At 73.0% G+C, this 25,458-nt stretch carries 21 protein-coding genes; 7 read left to right on the top strand and 14 right to left on the bottom strand.

The features are described from left to right. Nucleotides 1–194: 194 nt before the first annotated feature. Complete coding sequence (locus tag Mam01_RS13290) at nucleotides 195–1,259, top strand: GNAT family N-acetyltransferase (RefSeq protein ID WP_204285641.1); 1,065 nt, start codon at nucleotides 195–197, stop codon at nucleotides 1,257–1,259. A gap of 35 nt (nucleotides 1,260–1,294) precedes the next feature. Here Mam01_RS13290 and Mam01_RS13285 read toward each other — a convergent pair whose 3' ends face one another. Beyond that, on the bottom strand, nucleotides 1,295–1,483 hold the full coding sequence (locus Mam01_RS13285; RefSeq protein ID WP_204285640.1) for a hypothetical protein: 189 nt from the start codon (nucleotides 1,481–1,483) through the stop codon (nucleotides 1,295–1,297). A gap of 253 nt (nucleotides 1,484–1,736) precedes the next feature. Between Mam01_RS13285 and Mam01_RS13280 the strand changes: the two genes are divergently transcribed. Together Mam01_RS13280 and Mam01_RS13275 are read left to right on the top strand one after the other, a co-directional pair. Next, nucleotides 1,737–3,260: an SMP-30/gluconolactonase/LRE family protein gene (locus Mam01_RS13280; RefSeq protein WP_204285639.1), complete on the top strand. Its 1,524-nt coding sequence runs from the start codon at nucleotides 1,737–1,739 to the stop codon at nucleotides 3,258–3,260. Between the two features lie 99 nt (nucleotides 3,261–3,359). Then, complete coding sequence (locus tag Mam01_RS13275) at nucleotides 3,360–4,223, top strand: hypothetical protein (protein ID WP_204285638.1); 864 nt, start codon at nucleotides 3,360–3,362, stop codon at nucleotides 4,221–4,223. Between the two features lie 17 nt (nucleotides 4,224–4,240). Here Mam01_RS13275 and Mam01_RS13270 read toward each other — a convergent pair whose 3' ends face one another. The 7 genes from Mam01_RS13270 to tkt form a co-directional block, all read right to left on the bottom strand. Continuing rightward, nucleotides 4,241–5,491: an ROK family transcriptional regulator gene (locus Mam01_RS13270; protein WP_204285637.1), complete on the bottom strand. Its 1,251-nt coding sequence runs from the start codon at nucleotides 5,489–5,491 to the stop codon at nucleotides 4,241–4,243. Between the two features lie 207 nt (nucleotides 5,492–5,698). Next, on the bottom strand, nucleotides 5,699–6,478 hold the full coding sequence (gene pgl, locus Mam01_RS13265; protein WP_204285636.1) for a 6-phosphogluconolactonase: 780 nt from the start codon (nucleotides 6,476–6,478) through the stop codon (nucleotides 5,699–5,701). Beyond that, complete coding sequence (locus tag Mam01_RS13260; RefSeq protein ID WP_239101268.1) at nucleotides 6,475–7,422, bottom strand: glucose-6-phosphate dehydrogenase assembly protein OpcA; 948 nt, start codon at nucleotides 7,420–7,422, stop codon at nucleotides 6,475–6,477. The genes pgl and Mam01_RS13260 overlap by 4 nt, the downstream gene beginning before the upstream one ends. Next, nucleotides 7,419–9,092, bottom strand: a complete 1,674-nt coding sequence (zwf, locus tag Mam01_RS13255) for a glucose-6-phosphate dehydrogenase (protein ID WP_204285635.1) — start codon at nucleotides 9,090–9,092, stop codon at nucleotides 7,419–7,421. Before zwf ends, Mam01_RS13260 begins: the two co-directional genes overlap by 4 nt. A gap of 46 nt (nucleotides 9,093–9,138) precedes the next feature. Continuing rightward, entirely contained in the window at nucleotides 9,139–10,764 is a 1,626-nt protein-coding gene (locus Mam01_RS13250) for a phosphoglucose isomerase-related protein (RefSeq protein WP_204285634.1), read from the bottom strand. Nucleotides 10,765–10,771: 7 nt separating this feature from the next. Beyond that, nucleotides 10,772–11,875 carry a transaldolase gene (gene tal / locus Mam01_RS13245; protein WP_150934629.1) on the bottom strand — a complete coding sequence of 368 codons (1,104 nt, stop codon included), beginning with the start codon at nucleotides 11,873–11,875 and terminating at the stop codon, nucleotides 10,772–10,774. 10 nt (nucleotides 11,876–11,885) lie between these two features. After that, nucleotides 11,886–14,027 (bottom strand): transketolase, encoded by a 2,142-nt coding sequence (gene tkt, locus Mam01_RS13240; RefSeq protein ID WP_204285633.1) that lies wholly within the window; start codon nucleotides 14,025–14,027, stop codon nucleotides 11,886–11,888. Between the two features lie 198 nt (nucleotides 14,028–14,225). Between tkt and Mam01_RS13235 the strand changes: the two genes are divergently transcribed. Next, entirely contained in the window at nucleotides 14,226–15,179 is a 954-nt protein-coding gene (locus Mam01_RS13235) for a heme o synthase (protein ID WP_204285632.1), read from the top strand. Between the two features lie 6 nt (nucleotides 15,180–15,185). On the opposite strand, the gene Mam01_RS13230 is transcribed toward Mam01_RS13235, so the two are convergent. Next, complete coding sequence (locus Mam01_RS13230; RefSeq protein WP_204285631.1) at nucleotides 15,186–16,754, bottom strand: N,N-dimethylformamidase beta subunit family domain-containing protein; 1,569 nt, start codon at nucleotides 16,752–16,754, stop codon at nucleotides 15,186–15,188. A 141-nt stretch (nucleotides 16,755–16,895) separates the two neighbouring features. On the opposite strand from Mam01_RS13230, the gene Mam01_RS13225 reads away from it, so the two are divergent. Beyond that, nucleotides 16,896–18,263 (top strand): PrsW family intramembrane metalloprotease, encoded by a 1,368-nt coding sequence (locus Mam01_RS13225; RefSeq protein WP_204285630.1) that lies wholly within the window; start codon nucleotides 16,896–16,898, stop codon nucleotides 18,261–18,263. Nucleotides 18,264–18,508: 245 nt separating this feature from the next. Continuing rightward, nucleotides 18,509–19,612, top strand: coding sequence for a lytic polysaccharide monooxygenase auxiliary activity family 9 protein (locus Mam01_RS13220; RefSeq protein WP_239101267.1), 1,104 nt, complete (start codon nucleotides 18,509–18,511; stop codon nucleotides 19,610–19,612). A 283-nt stretch (nucleotides 19,613–19,895) separates the two neighbouring features. Here the strand turns inward: Mam01_RS13220 and Mam01_RS13215 are convergent, their stop codons facing one another. Together Mam01_RS13215 and Mam01_RS13210 are read right to left on the bottom strand one after the other, a co-directional pair. Next, entirely contained in the window at nucleotides 19,896–20,615 is a 720-nt protein-coding gene (locus Mam01_RS13215; RefSeq protein ID WP_239101266.1) for a SanA/YdcF family protein, read from the bottom strand. 5 nt (nucleotides 20,616–20,620) lie between these two features. Beyond that, nucleotides 20,621–21,658, bottom strand: a complete 1,038-nt coding sequence (locus Mam01_RS13210; protein WP_204285629.1) for a COX15/CtaA family protein — start codon at nucleotides 21,656–21,658, stop codon at nucleotides 20,621–20,623. 292 nt (nucleotides 21,659–21,950) lie between these two features. Here Mam01_RS13210 and Mam01_RS13205 point away from each other — a divergent pair, with 292 nt between their 5' ends. Next, the gene (locus Mam01_RS13205; RefSeq protein WP_225311594.1) at nucleotides 21,951–22,658 is read left to right on the top strand and encodes a GntR family transcriptional regulator; all 708 of its coding nucleotides are present in this window, start codon (nucleotides 21,951–21,953) and stop codon (nucleotides 22,656–22,658) included. A 45-nt stretch (nucleotides 22,659–22,703) separates the two neighbouring features. On the opposite strand, the gene Mam01_RS13200 is transcribed toward Mam01_RS13205, so the two are convergent. The 3 genes from Mam01_RS13200 to Mam01_RS13190 form a co-directional block, all read right to left on the bottom strand. Then, a complete protein-coding gene (locus Mam01_RS13200) occupies nucleotides 22,704–23,615 on the bottom strand; it encodes an EamA family transporter (protein ID WP_204285627.1) in 912 nt (303 codons plus the stop codon). Between the two features lie 92 nt (nucleotides 23,616–23,707). Continuing rightward, nucleotides 23,708–24,436 (bottom strand): ABC transporter permease, encoded by a 729-nt coding sequence (locus tag Mam01_RS13195; RefSeq protein WP_204285690.1) that lies wholly within the window; start codon nucleotides 24,434–24,436, stop codon nucleotides 23,708–23,710. Between the two features lie 56 nt (nucleotides 24,437–24,492). Further along, the gene (locus tag Mam01_RS13190; RefSeq protein ID WP_204285689.1) at nucleotides 24,493–25,419 is read right to left on the bottom strand and encodes an ABC transporter ATP-binding protein; all 927 of its coding nucleotides are present in this window, start codon (nucleotides 25,417–25,419) and stop codon (nucleotides 24,493–24,495) included. Nucleotides 25,420–25,458 lie beyond the last annotated feature (39 nt).

Below are 25,458 nucleotides of genomic sequence, written 5' to 3'. Positions count from 1 at the left end.
CGACACATCCTGCTATATCCGTTCTGTTGTCGCCATTCGGCGACGGATGTCGTGGCGAATGGGGAGGAGTCGTGCGGATAACCATGGTCGTAACGTGCCGTACCGAACGGAAACGCTCGGCTCACCGCCGTGTAGCAAGCGTGTAACAGCGCTCCGGCAGGCTGAGGGTCAGCGCAACGGAGGGAGTGGCACCGATGGGGTTCTTCCGGATCCGGACCACCGTGGACGAGCGGCCGGGACGGCTGGCGTCGCTGGCGGCCGCCCTGGCCGACAAGGGCGGGAACATACTCGGCCTCTCGGTGCAGCCCGACACGGACGGCACGGTCGACGAGTTCGTCACGGAGATCCCGGCGTCCCCCGAGGCCGTGCGTGAGGCGCTGGAGGCGGCCGGTGGGCGGCGCGTGCGGATCGTCCCCGCCACCGCGCACGAACTGACCGACGAGCCGACCCGTACGCTGCTGCTCGCCGCCCGGCTGCGGTCGGCGCCCTGGCGCCTGCCGGAGATCCTGGGCGAACTGCTGCGCGCCGACGACGCCCGCTGGGTGTACGGCGCGGCCGCGGCGCGCCCCGGCGACCGGAACGAGGGGGAGACGCCGGAGCTTCCCGACCCCACGCTGCTGGTGGTGCCCGTGGCGCCGCGCCGGTCGATCCGGCTGCGCCGCGCCGGGCTCCCGTTCACCCTGACGGAGGCTGCCCGCGCCGCCGCGATGGTGAGGCTGGCGCAGCCGCCGGCCGAGCCGTCCGCGGCAGAGGGGCCGGTGCGGCTCGCCGACGGCGCGGAGGTGCAGGTCAAGCCGTTGACCCCGTTGTACCGCGAGGCGCTGCGCGACCTGCACGAACGCTGCTCGCCCGAGACGCGCCGGTTCCGCTACTTCACCTCGAACCCCAACCTGCCGCCGCGCATGCTCGACCGGCTGTGCGACCGGGCCCGCGGGCAGTCGCTCGTCGCCGGTCACGACGGGCAGGTGGTGGCCCTCGCGAGTCTGCTGTTCACCGCGGACCCGGGCATCGCCGAGATCGCGCTGCTGGTGGAGGACCGCTGGCAGGGGCGGGGCCTCGGCGGCACGCTCGCCCGCATGCTCCTCACCCAGGCGCGGGACCTCGGCTTCGCCGAGGTGCGGGTCACCCTGCTGTTCGACAACATGCGCCTGCGCAGACTGCTGAGCTCCCTCGGCGCGTCGCTCACCCACACCGAGGACCCCGGTGTGATGGAGGGGCGGATCGCCGTGGGCGTGATGGCGACGGCATCCCCGAGCTGACGCTTTCACGGGTGGTCCTCCTGGTCCGGTGTTGCTCAGGGCACCGGACCAGGACGGTCGCCGCCGTCGCCGGGCGTACGGCGGATCAGGTGGATCAGCCGCTTCCGGGAACCGCGCCGGGCCACCCGGCCCGCGCCTGCGCACGCCACCGCGCGCTCGACGCGGGCCGTTCGAGTCGCGCCCGCGCACGCCCCGGCGCGCTTGGCGCGGGCTGAACGTTTCAACGCCGTGGCCTGGGCTCCTTCGGGCCGGCGACGGGCTCGCCGGACGGGCCGGCGACCGCGTTCACCCAGGCTGAGGCGGCCGTCGGCGTGGCGCGTGACCGGCCGGCGCGACGCGGACGACGACACCGCGTCTCACAGGGCGAACGCCGCACCGGGCGGCCGATCGCGACCGCCTGCTCAGTGACCTAATTTCGGGACGGCACTCTGACCCGCGGCGGCAACCGCCCGTCGTCGTTCCCGAAAGGACTTCCAGATGAGACGAAGTCTCGCCACCGCCGCGGCCACGGGGCTCGCCGCCGCGTTGGTCGCCGCCGGTGGAGTCGCGACGGTGACAATGCCGGCCGCGGCCGCCGCGGGATGCAAGGTGACCTACAAGATCACCAACCAGTGGGGCGGCGGCTTCCAGGGCGACGTGGCCATCACCAACCTCGGTGACCCGGTCAGCAGCTGGAAGCTGGAGTTCGACTTCCCCGACTCCGGGCAGAAGATCGCGTCCGGCTGGAACGCCACCTGGACGCAGTCCGGCACGCGTGTGAGCGCCACCAGCCTGTCCTACAACGGCTCCATCCCCACCAACGGCACGGCCAGTGGCATGGGATTCACGGCGACCATCACCGGCGCCAACCCGATACCCACCACCTTCTGGCTCAACGGCGCCATGTGCAGCGGGCCCGTGACCCTCAGCCCGACCCCCACGCCCTCGGTCACTCCCACCGTCACCCCCACGGTCACCCCCTCTCCTACGCCGACACCGTCGCCGAGCCCCACGCCGACGCCCTCGGTCACCCCCACGGTCTCGCCTTCACCGACCCCGACGCCGACCGTCACCCCCACGTCGGGCACGCCGCGCCCCGGCGTCGGACCGTGCACGCCGGGCGCGAGCTACCCCAACCCGCTGCCGTCGTCGTCGGTGACCGCCACCAAGATCCGGGACGGGTTCAACTTCCTGGAGGGCCCGGTCTGGGACTCCGCCACCCAGACCCTGCTGCTGTCGCTCATGCGCGACGGCACCGGGTCGGAGAACGTCCAGCCCTCGGACGTGCTGCGGTTCACCGAGCCGAACACCTTCCAGACCTTCATCTCCGGCTCCGGCAGCAACGGCCTCGCCCTCACCCGGGACGGCGGCACCCTGCTGGCCGCGACGCACGACCAGCGCAGCGTCTCCTCCTTCCACCTGCCCGACCGGACCCGCGGTGTGGTCGCCTCCAACTACCAGGGCCGCGCCTTCAACTCGCCCAACGACCTCACCGTCGGCGCGGACGGCACCGTCTACTTCACCGACCCCGACTTCCAGCGCGCCAACCGGGCCGACCAGATGTCCGGCCGCACCGGCGTGTTCCGGGTCAAGAACAACGTCGTCTCGCTGATCGACGACACCATCCGGGAGCCGAACGGCATCGCGCTCTCCCCTGACGGCAAGACGCTCTACGTCGGCGGCAACGGCACGGGCCGGATCTACAAGTGGCCCGTCAACTCCGACGGCAGCGTCGGCGCCCGCTCCGACTTCGCGTCCCTGAACGGTTCGGACGGCGTGACCATCGACTGCGCCGGCAACCTCTACCAGGCCTCCTTCAACGACGGGAAGGTCCACGTGTACGCGCCCTCCGGCGTGCAGATCGGCACCATCTCCGCCGGGCAGAACACCACCAACCTCGCCTTCGGCGGCCCCGACGGCCAGACGCTGTACATCACCTCGGGCACGCCCTCCCGAGGCGGGAACACCGGCAACTTCGGCCTCTACCGCGTCCGGCTGAACGTCCCCGGCTGGCCGTACTGACGGTCGCGTGCGAGGCGTCCGTCCCGTCGACCGGACGGACGCCTCACACTGGAGGTCGACACCTTTGAACGCCGGGGGGAACTGAGGTAGAGGTGGTCTGTGGACCTCGACGAGGCGGCGGACCGGCTCTACGGCATGGTGCCCGAGGAGTTCACCACGGCCCGGGACGCCCTGGCGAAGGAGACGAGGGCCGCCGGTGACGCCGCGCTGGCCAAGCAGATCAAGGCGCTGCGCAGGCCGGCCGTCGTCGCCTGGGCGGTCAACCAGGCCGCCCGGCGGGAGGGGCTGCTCGAACCGCTGCTCGACCTCGGACGACGGCTGCGCGAGGCGTGGCGCGCCCAGGACGCCGAGGCGCTCGCGGAGGCCGGCCGCGAACGCACCCGGCTCGTCGCCCGCGCCGTCCGGTCCGTACGGGAGAACGCCGAGGCAGCCGGGCATCCGCTGGCTTCGGGGGCCGACCTGGAGATCGAACAGACCCTCGACGCCGCCGTGGTGGACGAGGACGCGGCCGAGCAGGTGCGCCGGGGCAGGCTGACCCGCCCCCTCAGCTACAGCGGCTTCACCCCGGCCCCCGTCGTACGCCCAGCCGGGAAGGCCGGCCGCGCGGGTGAGAGCCGGGAGGCGGAAGGGCGGCGCGCGAAGGCGGAACGCGAGCGACGGGTCGAAGACCTCGGACGCGCGCTCGCCGAGGCCGAGAAGGCGGCGGCCGAGGCGGAGCGGAGCCGCGCCGGCTGGGCGGCCGAGCGCGCCGACGCCGTACGCGAGCACGTGCGGCGCGTGGAGAAGGTGGAGACGCTGACGGCCAGGCTCGCCAAGGCGAAGGACAAGCTTAATGCCGCCTCCCACCGGCTCGACGTCGCCCGGCGCGAGGAGACGGGCGCGGAACGCGCCGCCCGCTCGGCCCGCCTCCGCGCCGACGAGGCACGCGATGCCCTCGACTCCGCACGGTCCGCCGAGGACTGAGACTACCCGGCCCGGCGTCATCGCATGTGGGCGAGCGCCTCCAGCGGACTGGTCATGAGGGAGGAGAACGCCAGCTCGGCGGCGCCGATGAGCGTCGCGTCGTCCCCGAGGGCCGAGACGCGCAGCCGCACCCGCTCGCGCGAGATGAGCAGCACGTTGGCCTCCACCCGGCGGCGGACGTGCTCGGCCGAGCCGGGGTAGACGTCCCTGAGCATGCCACCGAAGATCACCAGGCCGGGGTTGAAGAGGTTGATCAGGTTGGCCACCCCGATGCCCAGCCAGTCGCCGATCTTTCTCAGCGCCTCCGCGGCCGCCTCGTCGCCGCGCCCGGCCGCCGCAACCACGGCGCGCACTCCCTCGCGGCCGGTGAGCTCGCCGGACCGGCCGGCGGCGTCGATCAGGGCGTGCTCGCCGACCTCCGCCTCCAGGCAGCCGCGCGAGCCGCACATGCAGGGCCGCCCGTCGTACGGATTGATCACCATGTGCCCGAGCTCGCAGCCGTAGCCGCCGTCACCGCCGAGCAGCCTGCCGCCGACGATGATCCCGCCGCCCACCCCGACGTCGCCGTGCAGGTAGACGAGGTTGTCGAAGCCGACGCCGGCCCCGCGCTCGTGCTCGGCCAGCGCGCCCAGGTGGGCCTCGTTGCCCACCGAGACCGGCAGCCCGAGCCCGGCCGCGAGCTCGTCGCCGAACGCCTGGTCGACCCAGCCCATGTAGGGCCCGTACCGGACCGTCCCGTCGGCAGGCCGGATCATGCCGCAGTAGGCCGCGCCGACACCGGCGCACACCGAGCCAGGATCGGCCTCGCGGCGCAGTTCCCGGCCGAACTCCGCCAGCACGCCGACCACGTCGTCGAGGTCGGCGTCGGCCCGCCGCCGCCTGACCGCCTCCCTGCGGTCGAGGATGACCCCGCCGAGCCCCACCCTGGCGGCGACCAGCCGGTCCACCCGGACGTCGAAGGCCAGGACGTACACCCGGCCCGACTCGGGCCGCACCACCAGCGACGGCCGGCCCGCCCGGCGGGTGTCGGCGGGAAGCTCCTCGCGGACCAGGCCCGCGGCGGTGAGCTCGGCGGTCAGCGCCATGATCGTGCTGCGGTTCAGGCCCATCCGGCCGGCGAGCGCGGAGCGGGAGACCGGGCCGTTCAGGTGGACGTGCCGCAGCAGGGCGCCGAGGTTGCTCCGGCGGATCTCCTCCTGGGTCCGGCCGCCCCTCGGTGTCGGCGGACCCTGCGAGCCGTGCGGACCCTGTGGGCTGGGAGCGGTCATCGCCGTGTGTCGCCGTCACGCAGGGCGGACGAGCCCGTCGCGCCGACCTCACCGAACCCTGCCACCCCGTGAGATTACCAATCGAGGTGGCGGTCAGGAACATCCCGCGAGGCGGCTCAGCGAGTCTTGGCTTGTGGGGGATCGCGAAACGAAGCGGCCGGGCGGGGCGTGATGCCCGGCCCGGCCGCTTCTTTCGCGGACCAGGATTCAGGGTGAGGCGATCCGGCCGAGGCCGGGCGGGATCTTGGCGGCGGCGGCGCGGTCGAGCAGGAACAGCGTGCGCTGCCGCCCGCGCGCCCCGGCCGCCGGCACCTGGAACGGCCCCGCGCCGGACAGCGCGAGGTGGACGGCCTGCGCCTTGTCCTCGCCGGCCACCACGACCCAGGTCTCCCTGGCGGCCCTGAGCGCGGGAAACGTCAGCGACAGCCGGGTCGGGGGAGGCTTGGGGGAGCCGTGCACGGCCACCACCGGGCGCTCCTCCTCGTACACCGCGGGCTTGTCCGGGAACAGCGAGGCGACGTGGCCGTCCGGGCCCATGCCCAGCAGCAGCACGTCGAACGACGGCACCGGCCCGTGGTCCTCCGGCCTGGCCGCCTTGGCGAGCTCCACCGCGTACGCGTCGGCCGCCTCCTCGGCGGTCATCCCGGAGTCGGGGCCGGGCATGACGTGCACCCGCTCCGGGTCCACGTCGACGTGGTCGAGCAGCGCCTCACGCGCGCCTGTTTCGTTGCGCTCCGGGTGGCCGGTCGGCAGGAACCGCTCGTCCCCCCACCAGATGTCGAGCGCCCGCCAGTCGATCGCGTCGTGCGCGGCCGTGGCCGCCAGTGCCGCGAGCGTCGCGATCCCGACGGTGCCGCCGGTCAGCACCAGGTGCGCCGAGCCGCGGGCGGCCTGCGTGTCCACCAGCCTCGTGATGAGGCGGGCGGACACGGCCTGGGCCAGCACCCCGGCGTCGCGGTGGACGATGACCCCGGGGACGGCGGTCACGACCGCCTGCCCTTCTTCGCGTGACGATCCGCCTGCTCGTTCGTCTGGGCCAGACGGCGGATCGTGGCGGCGTAGATGTCGTCCGGGTCGAGCCGGCGCAGCTCCTCGGCGAGCAGCTCCGAGGTCGGGCGGCGGGCGAGGGCGACCCTGCGGTCCGGGTGGCCCGGCCGCGACAGCGTGGCCAGCCGGGCGTCGCTCCGGCTCACCGTCATCTCACCGCCGCCCTCGATCAGCAGCCGCACCCCGGTCAGCCCGGGGCCGCCGGAGTCGGTGACCTCGATCGGCGCCTCCAGGCGGTCGCAGAGCCAGGCGGCCAGCAGCGGCGCGCTGGGGTTGCCCGGCGAGGCCTCCACGACGCCCCGCTCGATCTTCCCGACCGGCTGGTCGAACGCGGCGGCCAGGAGGCTCCGCCACGGCGTCAGCCGGGTCCAGGCGAGGTCCGTGTCGCCCGGGACGTAGCTGGCGTCCCGGGAGGCGACGGCGGCCACGGTGTCCTGCGCCGACTTGGCGTCGGTGATCCTGCGGTTGGCCAGGTGCCCGATGGCGTCCTTCGCGGGAACCTCGGGACAGCCGCCCGGCCACCACGCCACCACCGGCGTGTCGGTGAGCAGCAGCGGCATGATCACCGAGTCGCCGTGCTCGGTCAGCTCGCCGTACAGGCGCAGCAGCACGACCTCGCCCGGCGCCGACTCGCCGACCCGGATCTCGGCGTCCAGCCGGTTGGGCTCGGCCGAGTCGCGGTTGATCACGATCAGGATGCGCGAGGGGTGCTCGCGCGCCGCGTCGGTGGCCGCGCGCAGGGCGTCGTACTGCCCGGCCTCGTCGACCACCACGACGAGCGTCAGCACCATGCCGACGGCGGGCGCGCCCATCTGGTGCCGCAGCCGGGTCAGCGTCGAAGAGATCTTCGACGCGGTCGTCTCGGTCAGGTTGAACGTCGTCACAGCCGCCTCCAGGCGCGTCCGTCCCTGGCCAGCATCGCATCGGCCGAGGCGGGGCCCCAGGAGCCCGACTCGTACCCCTCCGGCCTGCCCTGGGAGGCCCAGAACTCCTCGATCGGGTCGAGGATGCTCCAGGACAGCTCCACCTCCCGCTGGTGCGGGAACAGCGGCGGGTCGCCGATGAGCACGTCGAGCAGCAGCCGCTCGTACGCCTCAGGGGACGACTCCATGAACGACTCGCCGTAGGCGAAGTCCATGTTGACGTCCCTGACCTCCATCGCCGTGCCGGGCACCTTCGAGCCGAAACGCACCGTGATGCCCTCGTCCGGCTGCACCCGGATGACCAGCGCGTTGTGGCCGAGTATCTCGGTGTCGTCCTGGCTGAACGGCAGATGTGGCGCCCGCTGGAAGACCACCGCCACCTCGGTCATCCGGCGGCTGAGCCGCTTGCCGGTGCGCAGGTAGAACGGCACCCCCGCCCACCGGCGGTTGGCCACCTCCAGCTTCACCGCGGCGTACGTCTCGGTGGTGGAGTCGGGTGAGATGCCCTGCTCCTCGAGGTAGCCGACGACGGGTTCGCCGCCCTGCCACCCGCCGTCGTACTGCCCGCGGGCCGTGCCGGTGGACAGGTCGGAGGGCAGCCTGACCGCCCGCAGCACCTTCTCCTTCTCCCGGCGGAGGGCGTCGGCGTCGAAGGACGTGGGGTCCTCCATCGCGACGAGCGCCAGGAGCTGCAGCAGGTGGTTCTGGATCACGTCGCGGGCCGCGCCGATGCCGTCGTAGTAGCCGGCCCGGCCGCCGATGCCGATGTCCTCGGCCATCGTGATCTGCACGTGGTCGACGTAGCCGCGGTTCCAGATCGGCTCGTACAGCGTGTTGGCGAACCGGAGCGCCAGGATGTTCTGGACGGTCTCCTTGCCGAGGTAGTGGTCGATCCGGAAGACCGAGCTCTCCGGGAACACCGCGCTGGTGATCTCGTTGAGCTCGCGGGCGCTCTTCAGGTCGTGCCCGAACGGCTTCTCGATGACCACCCGGCGCCAGGACCCGTCGGGGGCCTTGGCGAGGTCGGTCCGCTTGAGCTGCTCGACGACGACCGGGAAGAACTTCGGCGGCACCGACAGGTAGAAGGCGTAGTTGCCGCCCGTGCCCCGGGTCTCGTCGATCTCCTTGAGCATCATGGAGAGCACGTCGAAGGCGCCGTCGTCGCCGAACTCGCCGGGGCAGAAGTGGATGCCCTCGCTGAGCTGCTTCCAGACCTCCTCGCGGAACGGCGTCCGCGCGTGCTCCTTGACCGCCTCGTACGTGACCTGCGCGAAGTCCTCGTGCGCCCAGTCGCGGCGGGCGAAGCCGACCAGGGAGAAGCCCGGGGGCAGCAGCCCCCGGTTCCCCAGGTCGTAGATCGCCGGCAGCAGCTTGCGCTTGGCGAGGTCTCCGGTGACGCCGAACAGCACCAGCACGCAGGGCCCGGCGACCCGCGGCAGACGCCGGTCGCGCGGGTCGCGCAGCGGGTTGGCCTCCGTGGTCAGGTCGGTCGTGGCGGTGGTGGTGGCGGCCTGCGCGGCGGTCACCGCCGCGTGCTCCGCCACCGGCAGCGCCACGTCGTGGACCTGGTCGACAGCCTGGTCCGGCGCCGCGCGGTCGTCCTCGGCCCGGGGCGCCTGCTGCTCCGTCATGTCTCCTCCCGGGGGACGGGCCCGTCGCCGGTAGCGCATCGCATGGTCAGAGCTCCTCGGCCACGGAGAGCAGGTGCCTGACTCCGGCGACGCGGTCGGTCAGGTGCAGGCGCACGGCCGGCCTGCCCCGGGAGGTCAGGGCCCCCAGGTCGCCCAGCGCCTGCGCGAGCTGGAGCCTGCCCAGCGTGTAGGGCTTGCCCGGCACCTCGACGTCGTCCGTCACGGCCCCGGTGACCTGCAGGAACACGCCTTCCGACGGCCCGCCCTTGTGGTACTGGCCGGTCGAGTGCAGGAAGCGCGGTCCCCAGCCGAACGTGACGGCGTGGTCGGTCCGGTAGTCGAGCAGCGCCCGCAGGGTGGCGACGTCGGCGCTCGCCCACGTCTCGGTCATCTCCTCGAAGGACGCCTCGCCGACGACCGCCGCGTCGAACGCCGCCTCGCGGTCGAGGTAGGCCATGATCGCCAGGTAGCCGCGCTCGGGGATCGAACGCAGCAGCCAGGTGAGGACGTCGGCGAGATTCTTCAGGTCGCCGGGGACGTCGCCGTACACCTCGACCGGGCCGTCGGTGAGCATCGGCGTGCCGGTCGGCAGGGGGCCGTCTCCGGCCTCCTCCAGGAGCCGGGTCGTGTTCTCCTTCGACTCGGCGACGTTCGGCTGGTCGAACGGGTTGATCCCGAGCACCCGGCCCGCGACCGCCGTGGCGTACTCCCAGACCAGGAACTGCGCGCCGAGCGGCCCGTCGACGGTCGTGCCGCTGTCGGGGCCGATCGAGACGAGGAACTGGTCGTCGGCCTCGGCCGCCTCGGCGCCGACGACGGGCAGGACGCCCTTGCCCTCCTTGCCGGTCGACTCGGCGATGAGCTGCTCGATCCAGTCCGGCAGGCCGGTGATGTCGGACATCGCGTCCCGCAGGATCAGCTTGTCGCGCCCGCGCAGGGCCTGCGCGCCGAGAAGCGCGCCGAGGTCGAGGCCGGGGTTGCCCTCGTCCTGGGCGAGCAGCGGCGCGACGGCGGCGGCGTCGTCGAGCAGCTTCGTCACGTCGGCGCCCGCCAGGGCGCTCGGCACCAGGCCGAACGCGGTGAGCGCGCTGTAGCGGCCGCCGACGTTCGGGTCGGCGAGGACCACCGGATAGCCGGCCTCGTTGGCCGTCCGCTCCAGCGGCGAGCCCGGGTCGGTGACGACCACGATCCGCTCGGCCGGGTCGATGCCCGCGTCGCGGAACGCCTGCTCGTAGACGCGCCGGTGGCTGTCGGTCTCGACCGTGCCGCCGCTCTTGCTCGACACCACGACGATCGTACGGTCGAGCCGGTCGGCGAGCGCCCGGCGCACCTGGTGCGGGTCGGTGGTGTCGAGGACGGTCAGCGGGACGTCCTCGGTGGCGCAGATCACCTCGGGGGCGAGGGAGGAGCCGCCCATCCCGGCGAGCACGACGTGGTCCAGGCCCGCGGCGCGGGCCCGCTCGACCAGCGTCGCGATCTGCGGCAGCAGCTCCCGGCTCGTGTTCGGCAGGCCGAGCCAGCCCAGCCGGATCGCGGCCTCGGGCTGCGCCTGCGGCCCCCAGAGGGCGGGGTCGCCCGCGGCGAGAGCCGCGGGCACCCCCTCGGCCACGAGCTTGTCCCTGACAGCGCCGACGGCGTCCGCCTCGTCGCCGAGGGTCACCTCGATAGTCATATGAAGATCAGGCCTTCCGCAGCTCGCCGTCGACGGTCTCCAGCAGCTCGCCCCAGGACGTCTCGAACTTCTCGACGCCCTCCTCCTCCAGCGCGCGGACGACGTCGTCGTAGTCGATGCCGGCCTGCTTGAGCGAGGCCATCACGTCCCACGCCTGCTGGTAGAAGGGGCGGATGGTGTCGCCGGAGATCCGGCCGTGGTCGGCCGAGGCGTCCAGCGTCTTCTCGGGCATCGTGTTCACCACTCCCGCGGTGACCAGTTGCTCGACGTACAGGGTGTCGGGGAAGTCGGGGTTCTTCACGCCCGTGGACGCCCACAGCGGACGCTGCGGGTGCGCGCCCGCCGCGCGCAGCGTCTGCCAGCGCGGGGAGTTCATGACCTCCTCGTACGCGGCGTACGCCAGGCGGGCGTTGGCCACCGCGGCCCGGCCCTTCAGCTCGGCGGCCTCCGGCGTGCCGATCTTGTCGAGGCGGGAGTCGATCTCGGTGTCCACGCGGCTGACGAAGAACGACGCGACCGACTCGATCGTGGCCAGGTCGAGACCGTTGGCCTTCGCCTTCTCCAGCCCGCTCAGCCAGGCGTCGAGCACCTGGCGGTAGCGCTCCAGCGAGAAGATCAGCGTGACGTTGACGCTGATGCCCTCGGCGATGGCCTGGGTGATCGCCGGCAGGCCCTCGACCGTCGCGGGGATCTTGATGTGCACGTTCGGCCGGTCGACCATCCACCACAGCGCGCGGGCCTCGGCGATGGTCGCGTCGGTCCGGCGGGCCAGGCGCGGGTCCACCTCGATCGACACGCGCCCGTCGACGCCGCGGGTGGCGTCGAAGACCGGCCGCAGCACGTCGGCCGCCCAGCGGATGTCGAACGTGGTGATCGCGCGTACGGCCTCCTCGACCGTCACCCCGCGCGTGGCGAGGTCGCGCAGCTGCGCGTCGTACGCGTCGCCCTTGCTGAGCGCGGAGGCGAAGATCGTGGGGTTGGAGGTGACCCCGGTCACGTTCTTGTCGCGAATCAGGGCGGAGAGGTTGCCGGAGCGCAGCCGCTCCCGGCTGATGTCGTCGAGCCAGATGGAGACTCCGGCGTCGGACAGCCGCTTCAGGTTCTCATTCATCCTTCGTCCCTCAGTTTCCGGTCGTCTCGCCCTTGTCGGCGCCGGTCTTGGCCAGGCTGGCCTTGGCGGCGGCGACGACGCGGTCGGCGGTGAGGCCGAACTGCTCGTAGATCGTCTTGTACGGCGCGGAGGCGCCGAAGTGATCGAGACCGAGGACCTCGCCCGCGTCACCCACGAACTCACGCCAGCCGAGCGGGATTCCCGCCTCGACGGCGACCCTGGCACGCACGGCGGGGGGCAGCACGGTCTGCTTGTAGGCCGGGTCCTGCGCCTGGAACCACTCCACGCACGGCATCGAGACGACGCGGGTGGGGATGCCCTGGGACTCCAGGATCGTGCGGGCCTCGACGGCGAGCTGGACCTCGCTGCCGGTGCCGATGAGCACCACGGCCGGCTGGCCGTTCGACGCGTCCTGCAGCACGTAGCCGCCCCTGGCGACGGTGTCGGCGTCGCCGGTGCCCTCCAGGGTCGGGACGTTCTGCCGGGTCAGGGCGAGGCCCGCCGGCCGGTCGTCGTGCTCCAGCACGGCCTTCCAGGCGGCCGCGGTCTCGTTGGCGTCCGCCGGGCGGACGACGTCGAGGCCGGGGATCGCGCGCAGCGCCCACAGGTGCTCGACCGGCTGGTGGGTCGGGCCGTCCTCGCCGAGGCCGATCGAGTCGTGCGTCCAGACGTAGGTCACCGGCAGCTTCATCAGCGCGGCGAGCCGCACCGACGGGCGCATGTAGTCGCTGAACACGAGGAACGTGCCGCCGTACGGGCGGGTGCCGTTGTGCAGCGCGATGCCGTTGAGGATCGCGCCCATGCCGTGCTCGCGGATGCCGAAGTGGAGCGTCCGGCCGTACCTGCTGCCGGGGAACTCCTTGGTCTGGTACTCGTCCGGGATGAAGGACGGCTCGCCCTTCATCGTGGTGTTGTTGGACTCGGCCAGGTCGGCCGAGCCGCCCCACAGCTCCGGCAGCACCGGCGCGAGCGCACTCAGCACCTCGCCGGACGCCTTGCGGGTGGCCACCTGCGAGCCGATCTCGAACGACGGCAGCGCCTTGTCCCAGCCCTCGGGCAGCTTGCGGCCGGAGATGCGGTCGAACAGCTCCGCCCGCTCCGGGTTCGCCGAACGCCAGGCCTGGTAGCCCTCGTCCCACTCGGCGCGCAGCGCCCGGCCGCGCTGGACGACCTCGCGGGCGTGGTCCAGCACCTCGCCGGGGACGTCGAAGCTCTTCTCCGGGTCCATGCCGAGGACGCGCTTGGTCGCGGCGACCTCGTCGGCGCCCAGGGCCGAGCCGTGGATCTTGCCGGTGTTCTGCTTGTTCGGCGCCGGCCAGCCGATGACCGTGCGGAGCTTGATGAACGTGGGCCGCTCGGTCTCCGCGCGGGCCGCCTCCATCGCCGCGTACAGCGCCTGGACGTCCTCCTGGTATTCGCCACTGGCGGTCCAGTCGACCTCCAGGACCTGCCAGCCGTACGCCTCGTAGCGCTTGGAGATGTCCTCGGAGAGGGCGATCTGGGTGTCGTCCTCGATGGAGATGTGGTTGGAGTCGAAGACGACGGCGAGGTTGCCGAGCTTCTGGTGGCCGGCGAGCGCGCTGACCTCGTGGCTGATGCCCTCCTCGAGGTCGCCCTCGGAGGCGAAGCACCAGATCATGTGGTCGAACGGCGAGGCGCCCTCGGCCGCGTCGGGATCGAACAGGCCGCGCTCGCGGCGGGCGGCCATGGCCATGCCGACCGCGTTGCCGATGCCCTGGCCGAGCGGGCCGGTCGTGGTCTCCACGCCGAGGGTGTGGCCGTACTCCGGGTGACCCGGGGTGAGGCTGCCCCACTGGCGCAGCGACTTCAGGTCGTCGAGGGTCAGGCCGTAGCCGGACAGGTAGAGCTGGATGTAAAGCGTCAGGCTCGAATGCCCGCAGGAAAGGACGAACCTGTCGCGTCCCGCCCACTTGGGATCCGATGGGTCGTGCCGCAGGACCCGCTGGAAGAGAAGGTAGGCGGCGGGGGCGAGGCTCATCGCGGTGCCGGGGTGACCCGATCCCGCCTTCTCCACGGCATCCATCGCAAGTGCACGTACGACGTCGACCGACTGCCGGTCAAGGTCACTCCACTCAAGGCTTGCGCTGCTCAACTGCTCGATCCCCTCTGGTTTTCGCGCCGGTTCTGGCATTTCCCGCCCACACGGGACCCTAACGGGTCGGCAGTAATACCGTTTGGTAGGCACCTCCGGTACGCGCCCGCGACTTCGCCCCCGGTTCGGGGACCACCCACTCCGGCGACTACAGTGAATGCTCAAGTGCCGGCCGCTGCCCGGAGATCCGCCCTAATCAGAAGGTTACGCGTTGACCTCGCACGTGTTGGAAGCGCCTTGACGGTCCTGACGAACAAGCAGGCGGTGGCCCCCCTCGGGCCGACCGCGACGGCCACGGCTCCCCGCTCCGCCGGGGCGCTCGTGAAGGCCTACGTGGCGCTCACCAAGCCGCGGATCATCGAACTGCTGCTGATCACGACCCTGCCGGTCATGTTCCTGGCGGCGCGCGGGCTGCCCGACCTGTGGACGGCCACCGCGACGATGGTCTTCGGCACGCTGTCGGCGGGCAGCGCGAACGTGCTGAACTGCTACATCGACCGGGACATCGACCGCACGATGCGGCGGACCCGCAGGCGGCCGCTCGCCAAGCACGACGTCTCCCCGGCGGGCGCGCTGGTCTTCGGTGTGATTCTCGGCACGTTGTCCACCCTCGGCCTCGCCCTCACGGTGAACGCGCTGGCCGCCGCGCTGTCGCTGGGCGCGATCCTGTTCTACGTCTTCGTCTACTCGCTGGTGCTGAAGAGGCGTACGTCACAGAACATCGTGTGGGGCGGCATCGCCGGGTGCATGCCGGTGCTGATCGGCTGGGCCGGCATCACCGGCGGGCTGTCGTGGGCCCCGGTCGTGCTGTTCGGCGTGGTGTTCTTCTGGACGCCGCCGCACACCTGGACCCTCGCCATGCGCTACCGCGAGGACTACGCGGCGGCCGAGGTGCCGATGCTCCCCGTGGTGGCCACCGAGCGCCGGGTCGTGCGGCAGGTCGTCGCCTACACCTGGGCCACCGTGCTGTGCTCGCTGCTGCTGTGGCCGGTCGCCGGCACCTCCCTGTTCTATCCCGCCGTCGCGCTCGTGCTCGGCGTGGTCTGCCTGGTGGAGGTCCACCGCCTGATGGGCCGGGTGAACGCCGGCAAGACCGGCGTCGACCTGCGGCCGATGCGGTTCTTCCACTGGTCGAACATCTATCTGGCGCTGCTGTTCCTCGCCGTCGCGATCGACTCGCTGCTCGTCTGAGCGGGGTCAGCGGCGGTAGGTGCTGCGCACGTTGTCGTCGGGCGCGGGCATGCGCTCACCCGCCGGGCCCTCGGCGAAGCCCTTCAGCAGGTTGGTCGTCGCGGTCGTGACGAAGGCCCGGGTGCGCGCGCCGATGCCGTGCGCCCGGGGCAGGTCCCGGGTGCCTGCCATGAGCGTCTCGGCCCACCGCATGGTCCCCGAGGCGAACACCCCGGCCCCGCCCGGCGCGGTGTAGTAGGCCGCGTCGGCGAAGCTGGGCCGTCCCACGCAGGTGACCGGCGAGTGGGCGAGGATCTGCAGCGGCCTCGGCGTCGGCACGCCGGTGTTCACCCGGTCGTACTCCACCCCCACGAGGTGGGGGAAGGCGTCGCCGCGGCGCGCGCCGGTGCCGGCGAAGATCCAGTGGCCGGGCTCGTGCACGACGAAGGGCGCGTCGACCGGATAACCGTCGTAGTAGACCCCGACGAGCGACGACTCGGGGTCGGCCTTCGGCGCCGCCCGGAAGTCGGTGGTCGCCAGCGACGGGCGCCTGCGGACCAGCGGGTCGAGGTCCACCGCGGTCTTGTAGCAGACCACCGTCCGGCCGTCGTCCTCCAGCCGCACGCGGCGGTAGCAGGTGTTGGCGCCCAGGAAGGCGAGGTTGACGCCCGCGTCACGGGCGTCGGCCACGGTGCGGCGGACCCCGGGCGTCCAGTACTCGTCGTGGCCGAGGAAGACCACGGCGGAGGCGCCGGACAGCACGTCGTGGCCGTCCTCCAGGTCGCCGTGCGTCGTGTAGGCCAGGGGCAGGCCGAGCCGTTCCGCCAGCGCCACCACCGGCCGTTCGTGGATCAGGAACTTCTCCATCCCGGTCCGGTCGTACGGCCGGTCGAAGCTGACCGCGAGCGACCGGCTCTCGTATCTGCCGTCCTCCCCGTAGTAGAGGCTGTAGCCGCCCCACCGGTTGTACGCCTGCCAGGTCGGGGTCGCGTGGACGAGCACCGTACGGCCGTCTCCGGAGGCCGAGCGCACGACGAGGGGCACGTACCGCTGGTGGCCGCGCTCGGAGTCGAGGCGCAGGAGATAGACACCCTCGGGCCAGCCCTCGGTCGGCACCGTCATGCTCCGCCGCCAACCGGCGCGCACGATGCGGGTGTCCCCGGCCGCCCCCTCGCCTCGGCCCTGGTCGCGGCCACGCGCCCACGCCGAGCGCCACACCCGGCGGGCCAGGGCGCCGCCGTACCAGCCCATCCGGTAGGCGGTGACCCGGAAGCGGTCCCCGGTTGTGGACACGTGCAGCCCGAAGGCCTCACCGGGCAGCACGCTCGCGCGGTCGCAGTAGCCCTCGATCGCCTCGTCGGGGCCGGTCCGGTGGATCCGCCAGTCCGGGTCGCCGGCCAAAAGCCGTTCCGGTGCGGGACCGCGGGACGATCCGGGCGAGGCGGCCGTTCCCGGGGACGCGGCCTGTCCTGATCCCCCGAGCTGTACGGCGGGCTCGCAGGCGGCGACAGTGCCGGCGACCGTGCCGACGGCCGCCGCGGCCGCGACGCGCAGGAAGCCGCGCCGCCCGAGCCCGCCGCGTGGTGCGACGTTCATGATCGACCATTGTGCCGTGGGTTCCGGGCCGCTTCGCCGATCCTCCGGTTCGACATGCGGGATACTTCCCGGCACGGGATCTTTGGGATCTCCTGGGACCGGAGGAGGACCGCAGCGGCCGTGTTCGGTTACAGTCGCAAAGTGGCAGGCCTCGACCCTCGCGCCGTCCTGAAGGAACGCCCGTCCGTCGGTCTGATCGCGGGCCTGGTCATCGCCGGGATCTGCGCCCTGGTGTCGTTCTCCTTCGACATCATCAACGGCGATCCGGTCCAGTTCTTCATCGCGCTCGGGCTCGCGGTGGCGCCGGTGCCGCTGCTGCTCGCGGGCGTGCTCGCGCTGGACCGCATGGAGCCCGAGCCGCGCAGCAACCTGGCCTTCGCGTTCGCCTGGGGCGCCGGCATCGCCGTGCTGCTCGCCGGGCTGCTGAACTCGCTCAACCTCGTCTACGTCGCCCACCAGCTCGGCGACGTCGGCAACGCGCGGAACCTCGTCGCCACCTTCGGCGCGCCGCCGGTCGAGGAGACGGCGAAGGGCCTGGTGCTGCTCGGGCTGCTGTGGTTCCGCCGGCACGAGCTCGACGGCCCGACCGACGGGATCATCTACGCCAGCATGGTCGGGCTGGGCTTCGCCATGTCCGAGAACGTCAGCTACTACATCGCAGCGCTGCAGGAGAACGGCGCCCAGGGGCTCGCCGCCACGCTCGTGCTGCGGGCCGTGCTCTCGCCGTTCGCCCACCCGCTGTTCACCTCGCTGATCGGCATCGCGGTCGCGTACGCCGCCCAGCGCCGGGGCGCGGTGGGCGTCATCGTGATCGTCGTCGGCTGGATCGGCGCGATGCTGCTGCACGGCCTCTGGAATGGCCTGGCCACCTTCGGCGGGCTCGGCGGGCTGGCCGTCGCCTACCTGCTGCTGATGCTGCTGCTCGTGGTCGAGCTCGTCGTGATCTTCCGGGACAGGCGGCGGATCGTCGGGCTGATCCAGCACTACCTGCCGCCGTACGAGCGCAACGGGCTGATCAACCAGGCGGACATCTTCATGCTGTCGTCGCTGCGCCGCCGGCGGCACGCGCGGGCCTGGGCCAAGGCCCTCGGCGGCCGGGCGGGGGCGCGCGCCATGATCGACTATCAGCTCGCCTCGACCGAGCTCGGGCTGCTGCACGCCCGCGCGGCCAGGGGAGGGGTCGACGAGGAGACCTTCCGCGCCCAGCAGCGGTCGCTGGCGGACCTGATGGCCTACGCCCGGATGTCGTTCCCGCTGCCGGAGCGCCACCAGGCGGACGCGGCGCGCGGGGTGCCGCCGCCGGGGTACGCCCCCGGCGCGCCGACGGCGGCGCCGGGCCGATGGCCGGGCGGCCCCGCCGTGCCGCCCTGGTACGGCCCGCCCGGTCCCGGCGGCCCTCCCTCCGGTGGCCATGCTTCCGGTGGTCCTACCCCCGGTGGCCTCCCTCCTGGCGGTTACGGGCAGCAGCCGCCGCCCGGTCCCGGAGGGTACGGCCCGCCGCCACCCTGACCGGGCCGGGAAGATCGGGCCGGGAAGATCGGGCCGGGAAGATCGGGGCAGGGTGATCGGCGGATTCGCCGGTCGTAGTTGGCCCGGGCGCCTCGCGCGTGTTTCAATCACTGTGCGCGGTGGCCACTGATGGGTGGGCTCAGGAGGGCGTGCGGCGATGCCGCACGCGTTCTTCTCGTACGACAGCTCAAGACGGCGCGACCTTCCTCACCGGAGGCGTGCCCGCCCATCAGAGGAGAACCCCTGTGAGATTCCTGCCCCTGCGAACTCCGCGGTTGAGATCCAGGCGCAACCTCGCCGTCTTCGCCGCGGTGGCGGCCCTGCTCGCCGGCGTCGTCGCGATCGTGACCCAGACCGCCGCCGAGGCCCACGGCGCCCTGCAGGCCCCCGCCAGCCGCACCTACGCCTGCTACACCGACGGCCTGACCGGCGGCCAGATCATCCCCAAGAACGCCGCCTGCAAGGACGCGGTGGCGGCGGGTGGCACCCAGCCCCTCTACGACTGGTACGGCGTGCTCCGCTCCGACGGCGGCGGCCGGACCCGGGGCTTCATCCCGGACGGCCAGCTGTGCAGCGGCGGTTTCAGCAAGTACGCCGCCTACGACGCGGCCAGGACCGACTGGCCGACCACCACGGTCAGGGCCGGCGCGACGTACGACTTCGTCTACGGCGCCTGGGTGCCCCACCCCGGCGGCTTCAAGCTCTACATCACCAAGGACGGCTACGACCCGACGAAGCCGCTCACCTGGGCGGACATGGAGGAGCAGCCGTTCCTCACGGCCGACCCCGAGCCCGCGGTCACCAACGGCGCCTACCGTTTCTCGGGCAAGCTGCCCAACAAGAGCGGCCGGCACATCATCTACGCCGTCTGGTACCGGTCCGACAGCCAGGAGACCTTCTACGGCTGCTCGGACGTGGACTTCGTCGGCGGCAACCCGTCGCCGAGCGCGTCCCCGAGCGCCAGCCCCAGTGCCAGCCCCAGTGGCAGCCCCAGTGCCAGCCCGAGCGTCACGCCCAGCCGGAGCCCCTCGGCGTCGCCGACGACCGGGAACCCGGCCTGCACCGCCACGGTGAAGCTGACCAACACCTGGCCGGGCGGCTTCCAGGGTGAGGCCACGATCAAGAACACCGGCACGACGCCGCTGAACGGCTGGTACATCCAGTGGCAGTTGTCGAACGGCGCGACGGTCACCCAGGCGTGGAACGGGACCTCGATGCAGAGCGGGCCGTTCGCGATGATCCACGCGCCGACGTACAACAACTCGCTGGCCCCGGGGGCCTCGGCCACGGCCGGGTTCCTCGGCTCCGGGTCGGCGGCGCCGACGATCAGCGACATCAGCTGCGGCTGAGCGGCGCGCGACGGTGAACTGAATCCGGATTCGCGGGAGACGCCGGGGAGGCCGCCGTGACGGCCTCCCCGGCGTCGCGCGATGGGTGGGCGGAGGAGGGTCCGCCTCGTACCCGCGGTGCGATAGCCACTGTGGTGTGGCCTCACCTCCCGTACGGACAGGTGGGAGCGCTCCCACGTGCCCCGGACCCTAACGCCGTCTTCCGCGACCGGCCAGCGGACCAGGCCCGCGCGCCCCTGTCCGCCCAGGTCACCGCAGGCGGCCGGATGAAAGTTTCGCGGCGTCAGGAGGCCAGCGCGTGGTCGAGGGTGACCTCGCGCCGGCCGAGGAACCGTGGCGAGGAGTGCAGAACCAGGCCGTCGAGCAGGGCCTTGGCGGTGGCGGGGAACTCCCGCACCGCGTAGGCCGCCGTCTCCACCGGCCAGTCGTGGCTGGAGTCGTCGCCGACGCCGAACGCGTCGAGCCCGGCGGTCCGGCACAGCGCGACGGCCCGGGGGAGATGGAACACCTGCGTGACCACCACGAGACGCGACGCCCCGAAGATCTCCTTGGCCCGGACGCAGGAGTCCCAGGTGTCGAACCCGGCGTAGTCGAGCACGATCCGCCCGGCGGGGACGCCTCTGGAGACCAGGTAGTCGCGCATGACCGTCGGCTCGTCGTAGCTCCTGCGGCTGTTGTCGCCGGAGAGTAGCAGGGCCCGCACCCGGCCCGCGCGGTAGAGCTCCGCCGCGATGTCGAGCCGGGAGCTCAGCATCGCGGAGGGGCGGTCGCCCATGACGCCCGCGCCGAGCACCAGCGCGGCCGGCATGGCGGGCACCGAGGCGGTCCACCGCGTGCCCGGCTCCGCCGTCACCCGGTGTGCCGCGCTCGTCAGCCAGGCCCAGGTGATCGGCGCCAGCGGCAGCACGCTCAGGGCGACGAGCGCCTGGAAGCCCCGGCGCCGGGCCGCACGCGACCAGGTCCAGGGCGCCAGGCGGGACAAGGAGTGGGGTAAGCCTCCCACCTCGGTCACACCCCCGCGTGGTGGAGCTCCGGCTGTTCGGCGGCCGGGACGGGCGCGGGCCCCCGGGTGCGCATGAGGAACACGACGCGGAGCGCGCAGATCCACACGAGCGCCGCTCCCAGCACGTGCAGGAGCACCAGGGCCGCGGGTACGGCGAGGAAGTACTGGACGTATCCGACCACGCCCTGCGACAGCTCCACCCCGAGCAGCACGAGCGCGGCGCGCCGGGCGCGGCCGGGGGAGTCGGTCACGTGCAGGGCGAACAGCAGGGCGAACGTCAGCCCGACGACGACGTAGGCGACGTCGGTGTGCAGCCGCACCACGGTCTGGATGTCGAAGCCGAACCGCGAGGCCGCCTCGTCGCCCGAGTGCGGGCCGGTTCCGGTCACCACGACCCCCGCGAGCAGCAGCGTGAAGGCGGCGGCGACCAGCACGTAGCCCAGCGTGCGGATGTCCTTGTGGACCAGCCGCTGCGCCGGGGCGTCCCCCTCGGAGGCCCGCGCGAACAGCACGACGGCGGCGGCGGTCATGCCGATCGAGAAGAGGAAGTGGACGCTGACGGTCACCGGGTTGAGCATGCTGTGCACCACCAGGCCGCCCCACAGCGCCTGCACGACGACCCCGGCCGGCTGGAGCAGCGCGAGCCGCAGCAGGACCGGCCTGCCCTGTCCCGGTTGGACGGGCCCGGGCCGGCCGCGCTCGCCGCGTCCCAGCCTCCAGGCGGCGACCACGCACGCGGCCGCGACCGCGAGCACCAGGAACGACAGCAGCCGGTTGCCGAACTCGATCGCCATGTTGAGCGGCGCATGGGTGTCGATCCGGGCCGGCACGAAGCTGCCGGGCGTGCAGCGCGGCCAGGTCGGGCAGCCGAGGCCCGAGCCGGTGACGCGGACGGCGGCGCCGGTGACGGTGATGCCGACGTTGACCACGATCGCCGCGAACGCCCACCGCCGCATCGACTCGGCCGTCGGGAACACGATCGAGCGATACAGGGCGAGCAGGGCGGAGCGGATCCGGTCAGTCGTGGGCTTCACGACACTCATGGTAGGTGGCCCGCGGGGTGGTCCCCTCTCCGCCCCGGGCGCCCGTGCCTGCGTGAAGGGCCCCCTCCCGGAGCCCGTACGCGTTGATCATCGCGGACGGGGAAACGGTACGATCGGCCGTGGAGCGTGAGGGGGCGGTGACCGGACGATGTCCGGGGCGAGGGGAAGGCCGATGCGCGGAGAACCGGTATCCGGCGAACCGGTGCGCAGGCAACCCGTGCCCGCGGAACCCATGCCTCCACAACCTGTGCCTCCACAACCTGTGCCTCCACAACCTGTGCCCCCGAAACGTGTGCTCCCGAACCCTGGGCCCGCGGGATCCGGCGACGCCCGCCCGGCGGTCCCGGCCACCCGGCAGAACCTGCGCGAGCAGGTGGCGCAGGCGCTGCGCGACGCGCTGGTGGCCGGAGAGATGCGGCCGGGCGTCGTCTACTCGGCGCCCGCCCTGGCAGCGAGGTTCGGCGTCTCCGCCACGCCGGTGCGCGAGGCGATGCTCGACCTCGCGAAGGAGGGCCTGTTCGAGGCCCTGCGCAACAAGGGCTTCCGGGTGGCCGAGGTGTCCGAGCGGGACCTCGACGAGATCATCGAGATCCGGCGGCTGATCGAGGCGCCCACGGTGGCCAAACTGGCCCGGGAGGGCCGCGGCGCCGAGGCCGAGGAGCTGCGCCCGCTCGCCCGGGAGATCGTCGCGGCGGCGGCCCGCGGCGACCTGCTCGCCTACGTCGCGGCGGACCAGCGGTTCCATCTGGCGCTGCTCGGCCTGTCGGGCAACGCCCGGCTGGTGGAGACGGTCAGGGACCTGCGTGCCCGGGCCCGGCTCTACGGGCTGCGCGGGCTGCCCGACACGCGCATGCTGGTGGCCTCCGCCCGCGAGCACCTCGGCCTTCTCGACGCCGTCGTACGCGGCGACGCCCCGGCGGCCGAGCGCCTGACGCACCACCATCTCCAGCACGTACGCGCGATCTGGTCGGCCGACCCGCCGCGGCAGGCGCCGCAGTAGGCCCCACGCGAGGGCGCGGTGGCTGAGGGACGGCGGCGGAACGGATCAGCCGCCGGCGCGGGTGGCGCCGATGGAGGCGACGACCACGCAGCCGATCGCCGCCCACTCGCGGCCCTGGAGCACCTCGTGCAGGACGAACAGCCCGACGAGCGCGGCGACGGCGGGTTCCAGGCTCATCAGGATCCCGAAGACCCGCTTGGGCATCCGGCGCAGGGCCTCCAGCTCCAGCGAGTAGGGGATGACCGACGAGAGCAGGCCGACGCCGGCCCCGAGGAGCAGGATCTCGGGCCGCAGTAGAGCGTCGCCGCCCGCCGCGACCCCGATGGGGGTGGTGAGGACCGTGGCCACGATCATGGCGAAGGTCAGCCCGCTCGCGCCGGGGAAGCGGGCGCCGGTGGCAGCCGAGAACACGATGTAGGCGGCCCAGAACGTCCCGGCCAGCGCGGCGAACGCGATGCCGGCCCAGCTCGCTGAGCCCGCCTCGCCCCAGGGCGCGAGCAGGATCACGCCGGCGGCGGCCAGCGCCACCCAGAGCAGGTCCAGCCGGCGGCGGGAGGACACCACGGCCAGGGTGAGCGGCCCGAGGAACTCGATGGACACCGCGATCCCGATCGGCAGCCGGGCCAGGGCCTCGTAGAACGACAGGTTCATCAGGCCCAGGCTGAGCCCGAAGGCGACGCCGACGCCGAGGTCGCGCCGCGACAGCCCGCGCACCTTGGGCCGCACCACGGCCAGGAGCATGACGGCGCCGGTGGCGATGCGCAGGAACACCATCGCCGCGGGGGGAACCTGCGTGAACAGGTTCTTGGCCAGCCCGGCCCCGACCTGGACCGACAGGATGGCCAGCAGCACCAGCCCCGGCGGCGGCACCGCGTCCGACGCCGCCCGCAGCGCTCGCCCGGCCCGCGGCCCCGCCCGGTACGGCTCGGCCGCCCCGGACAGCGATTCAGCCGTCATGCCCAACCCTCACCCGTCACTTGATCAGCGCAAACTCCGCAATCATACGGTGCCGACATACGGCGCAAAACGGGCGATGTCCCGGCCGGGGACTACTCCCAGCGGAAGGTGCGGGCGGCCAGGGCGAGGGCGGCGACGGCCCAGCAGAGCAGCACGAGCAGCGGGCCGCCGGGGAAGCCGCCGCCGTCGCTGAGGACGGCGCGCAGGCCGGAGGTGAGCGCGCTGATCGGCAGCAGTTCCAGCACCTGCCGCACCCCGCCAGGGAACCGGTCGAGCGGGAACAGCACGCCGCCGAGCCCGAGCAGCACCAGGTAGACGAGGTTGGCTCCGGCGAGCGTCGCCTCCGCCCGCAGCGTGCCCGCCATGAGCAGGCCGAGGCCGCTGAAGGCCGCCGTGCCGAGCAGCAGGAGCGGCACGGCCCACAGCGCGCCGAGCGACGGGCCGCCGTGCGGCGACCAGCCGAGGGCCAGGGCCACCACGGTGATCACCACGACCTGCAGCGCCTCCACCGCGACGACGGCGACGGTCTTGGCCAGCAGGAGCCCCATACGCGACAGCGGGGTGGCGCCGAGGCGCCGGAGCACGCCGTACCGCCGCTCGAAGCCGGTGGCGATGGCCTGGCCGGTGAACGCGGTCGACATGACCGCGAGCGCGAGGATGCCGGGGGCGACGAAGTCGACCCGCCGGCCGCCGCCGACGTCCACCAGCGGAGCGGCGGAGAAGCCGGCCAGGAGCAGGACCGGGATGATCATGGTGAGCAGGAGCTGCTCGCCGTTGCGCAGCATGGCGCGGATCTCCGCGCCCGCCTGCGCGAGCACCATCCGGTGCAGCGGCGCGGCCCCGGGCCGCGGGGTGAGGTCCAGCGTGGTGATCGCGCTCACCGCAGCTCCCTGCCGGTCAGTTCGAGAAAGACGTCCTCCAGCGTGCGCCGCTCGATGCGCAGGTCCTCGGTGGTCACGCCCTCGGTGGCGCACCACGCGGTGACGGTCGCCAGCAGCTGGGGGCCGACCAGTCCCTCGATGATGTAGTGCCCCGACGGCGACTCCTTGGCGGCGCTGCCCGGCGGCAGCGCCGCGAGCAGCTCCTCCAGGTCGAGGCCGGGACGGGCGCGGAACCTGAGCTGGCGCTCGGCCCCGGTCAGCGCCGACGGCGTGCCCTCGGCGACCACCCGTCCGTGGTCGATGACCACCACGTGGTCGGCGAGCTTCTCGGCCTCGTCCATCTGGTGGGTCGTCAGCACGACCGAGACCCCCGCGTCGCGCAGCGCGGTGACCAGGTCCCAGCAGGCGTGCCTGGCCTGCGGGTCGAGCCCGGCCGTCGGCTCGTCCAGGAAGACCAGCTCGGGCCGCCCGACGACGGCCGCCGCGAGCGACAGGCGCTGCTGCTGGCCGCCCGACAGCCGCCGGTACGGCGTGCGCGCGTGCGCGGTCAGCCCGAGCAGGGCGAGCAGGGCGTCCGGATCGAGGGGATGGGCGTAGAAGCGGGAGACCACCCGCAGCCACTCGCCCGCGCGGGCGGCCGGAGGCACCCCGCCCGCCTGCGGCATGATCCCCAGACGTGGCTTCAGCGCGGGATCGGCCGGGTCGAGCCCGAGCACCCGCACGGTTCCGCCGTCCGGCCTGCGGAACCCCTCGCAGATCTCGATCGTGGAGGTCTTGCCCGCGCCGTTCGGGCCGAGGATGGCGGTGACCGCGCCCCGGGCGCAGGTGAGAGCCAGCCCGTCGACGGCCGTGGTGCGGCCGTACCGCTTGACCAGTCCGTCGATCTCGACCGCCGGCGCAGTGTCACCGGCGCCGCTGTCAATCACCGCGCCGTCACCCACGCCGCCGGGCGTGCTGTCAAC

Source organism: Microbispora amethystogenes, assembly GCF_016863015.1.
GTDB lineage: Bacteria > Actinomycetota > Actinomycetes > Streptosporangiales > Streptosporangiaceae > Microbispora > Microbispora amethystogenes.
The sequence above is the reverse complement of the archived record's forward strand: the minus strand, read 5'-3'. Positions and strand labels throughout refer to the sequence as shown.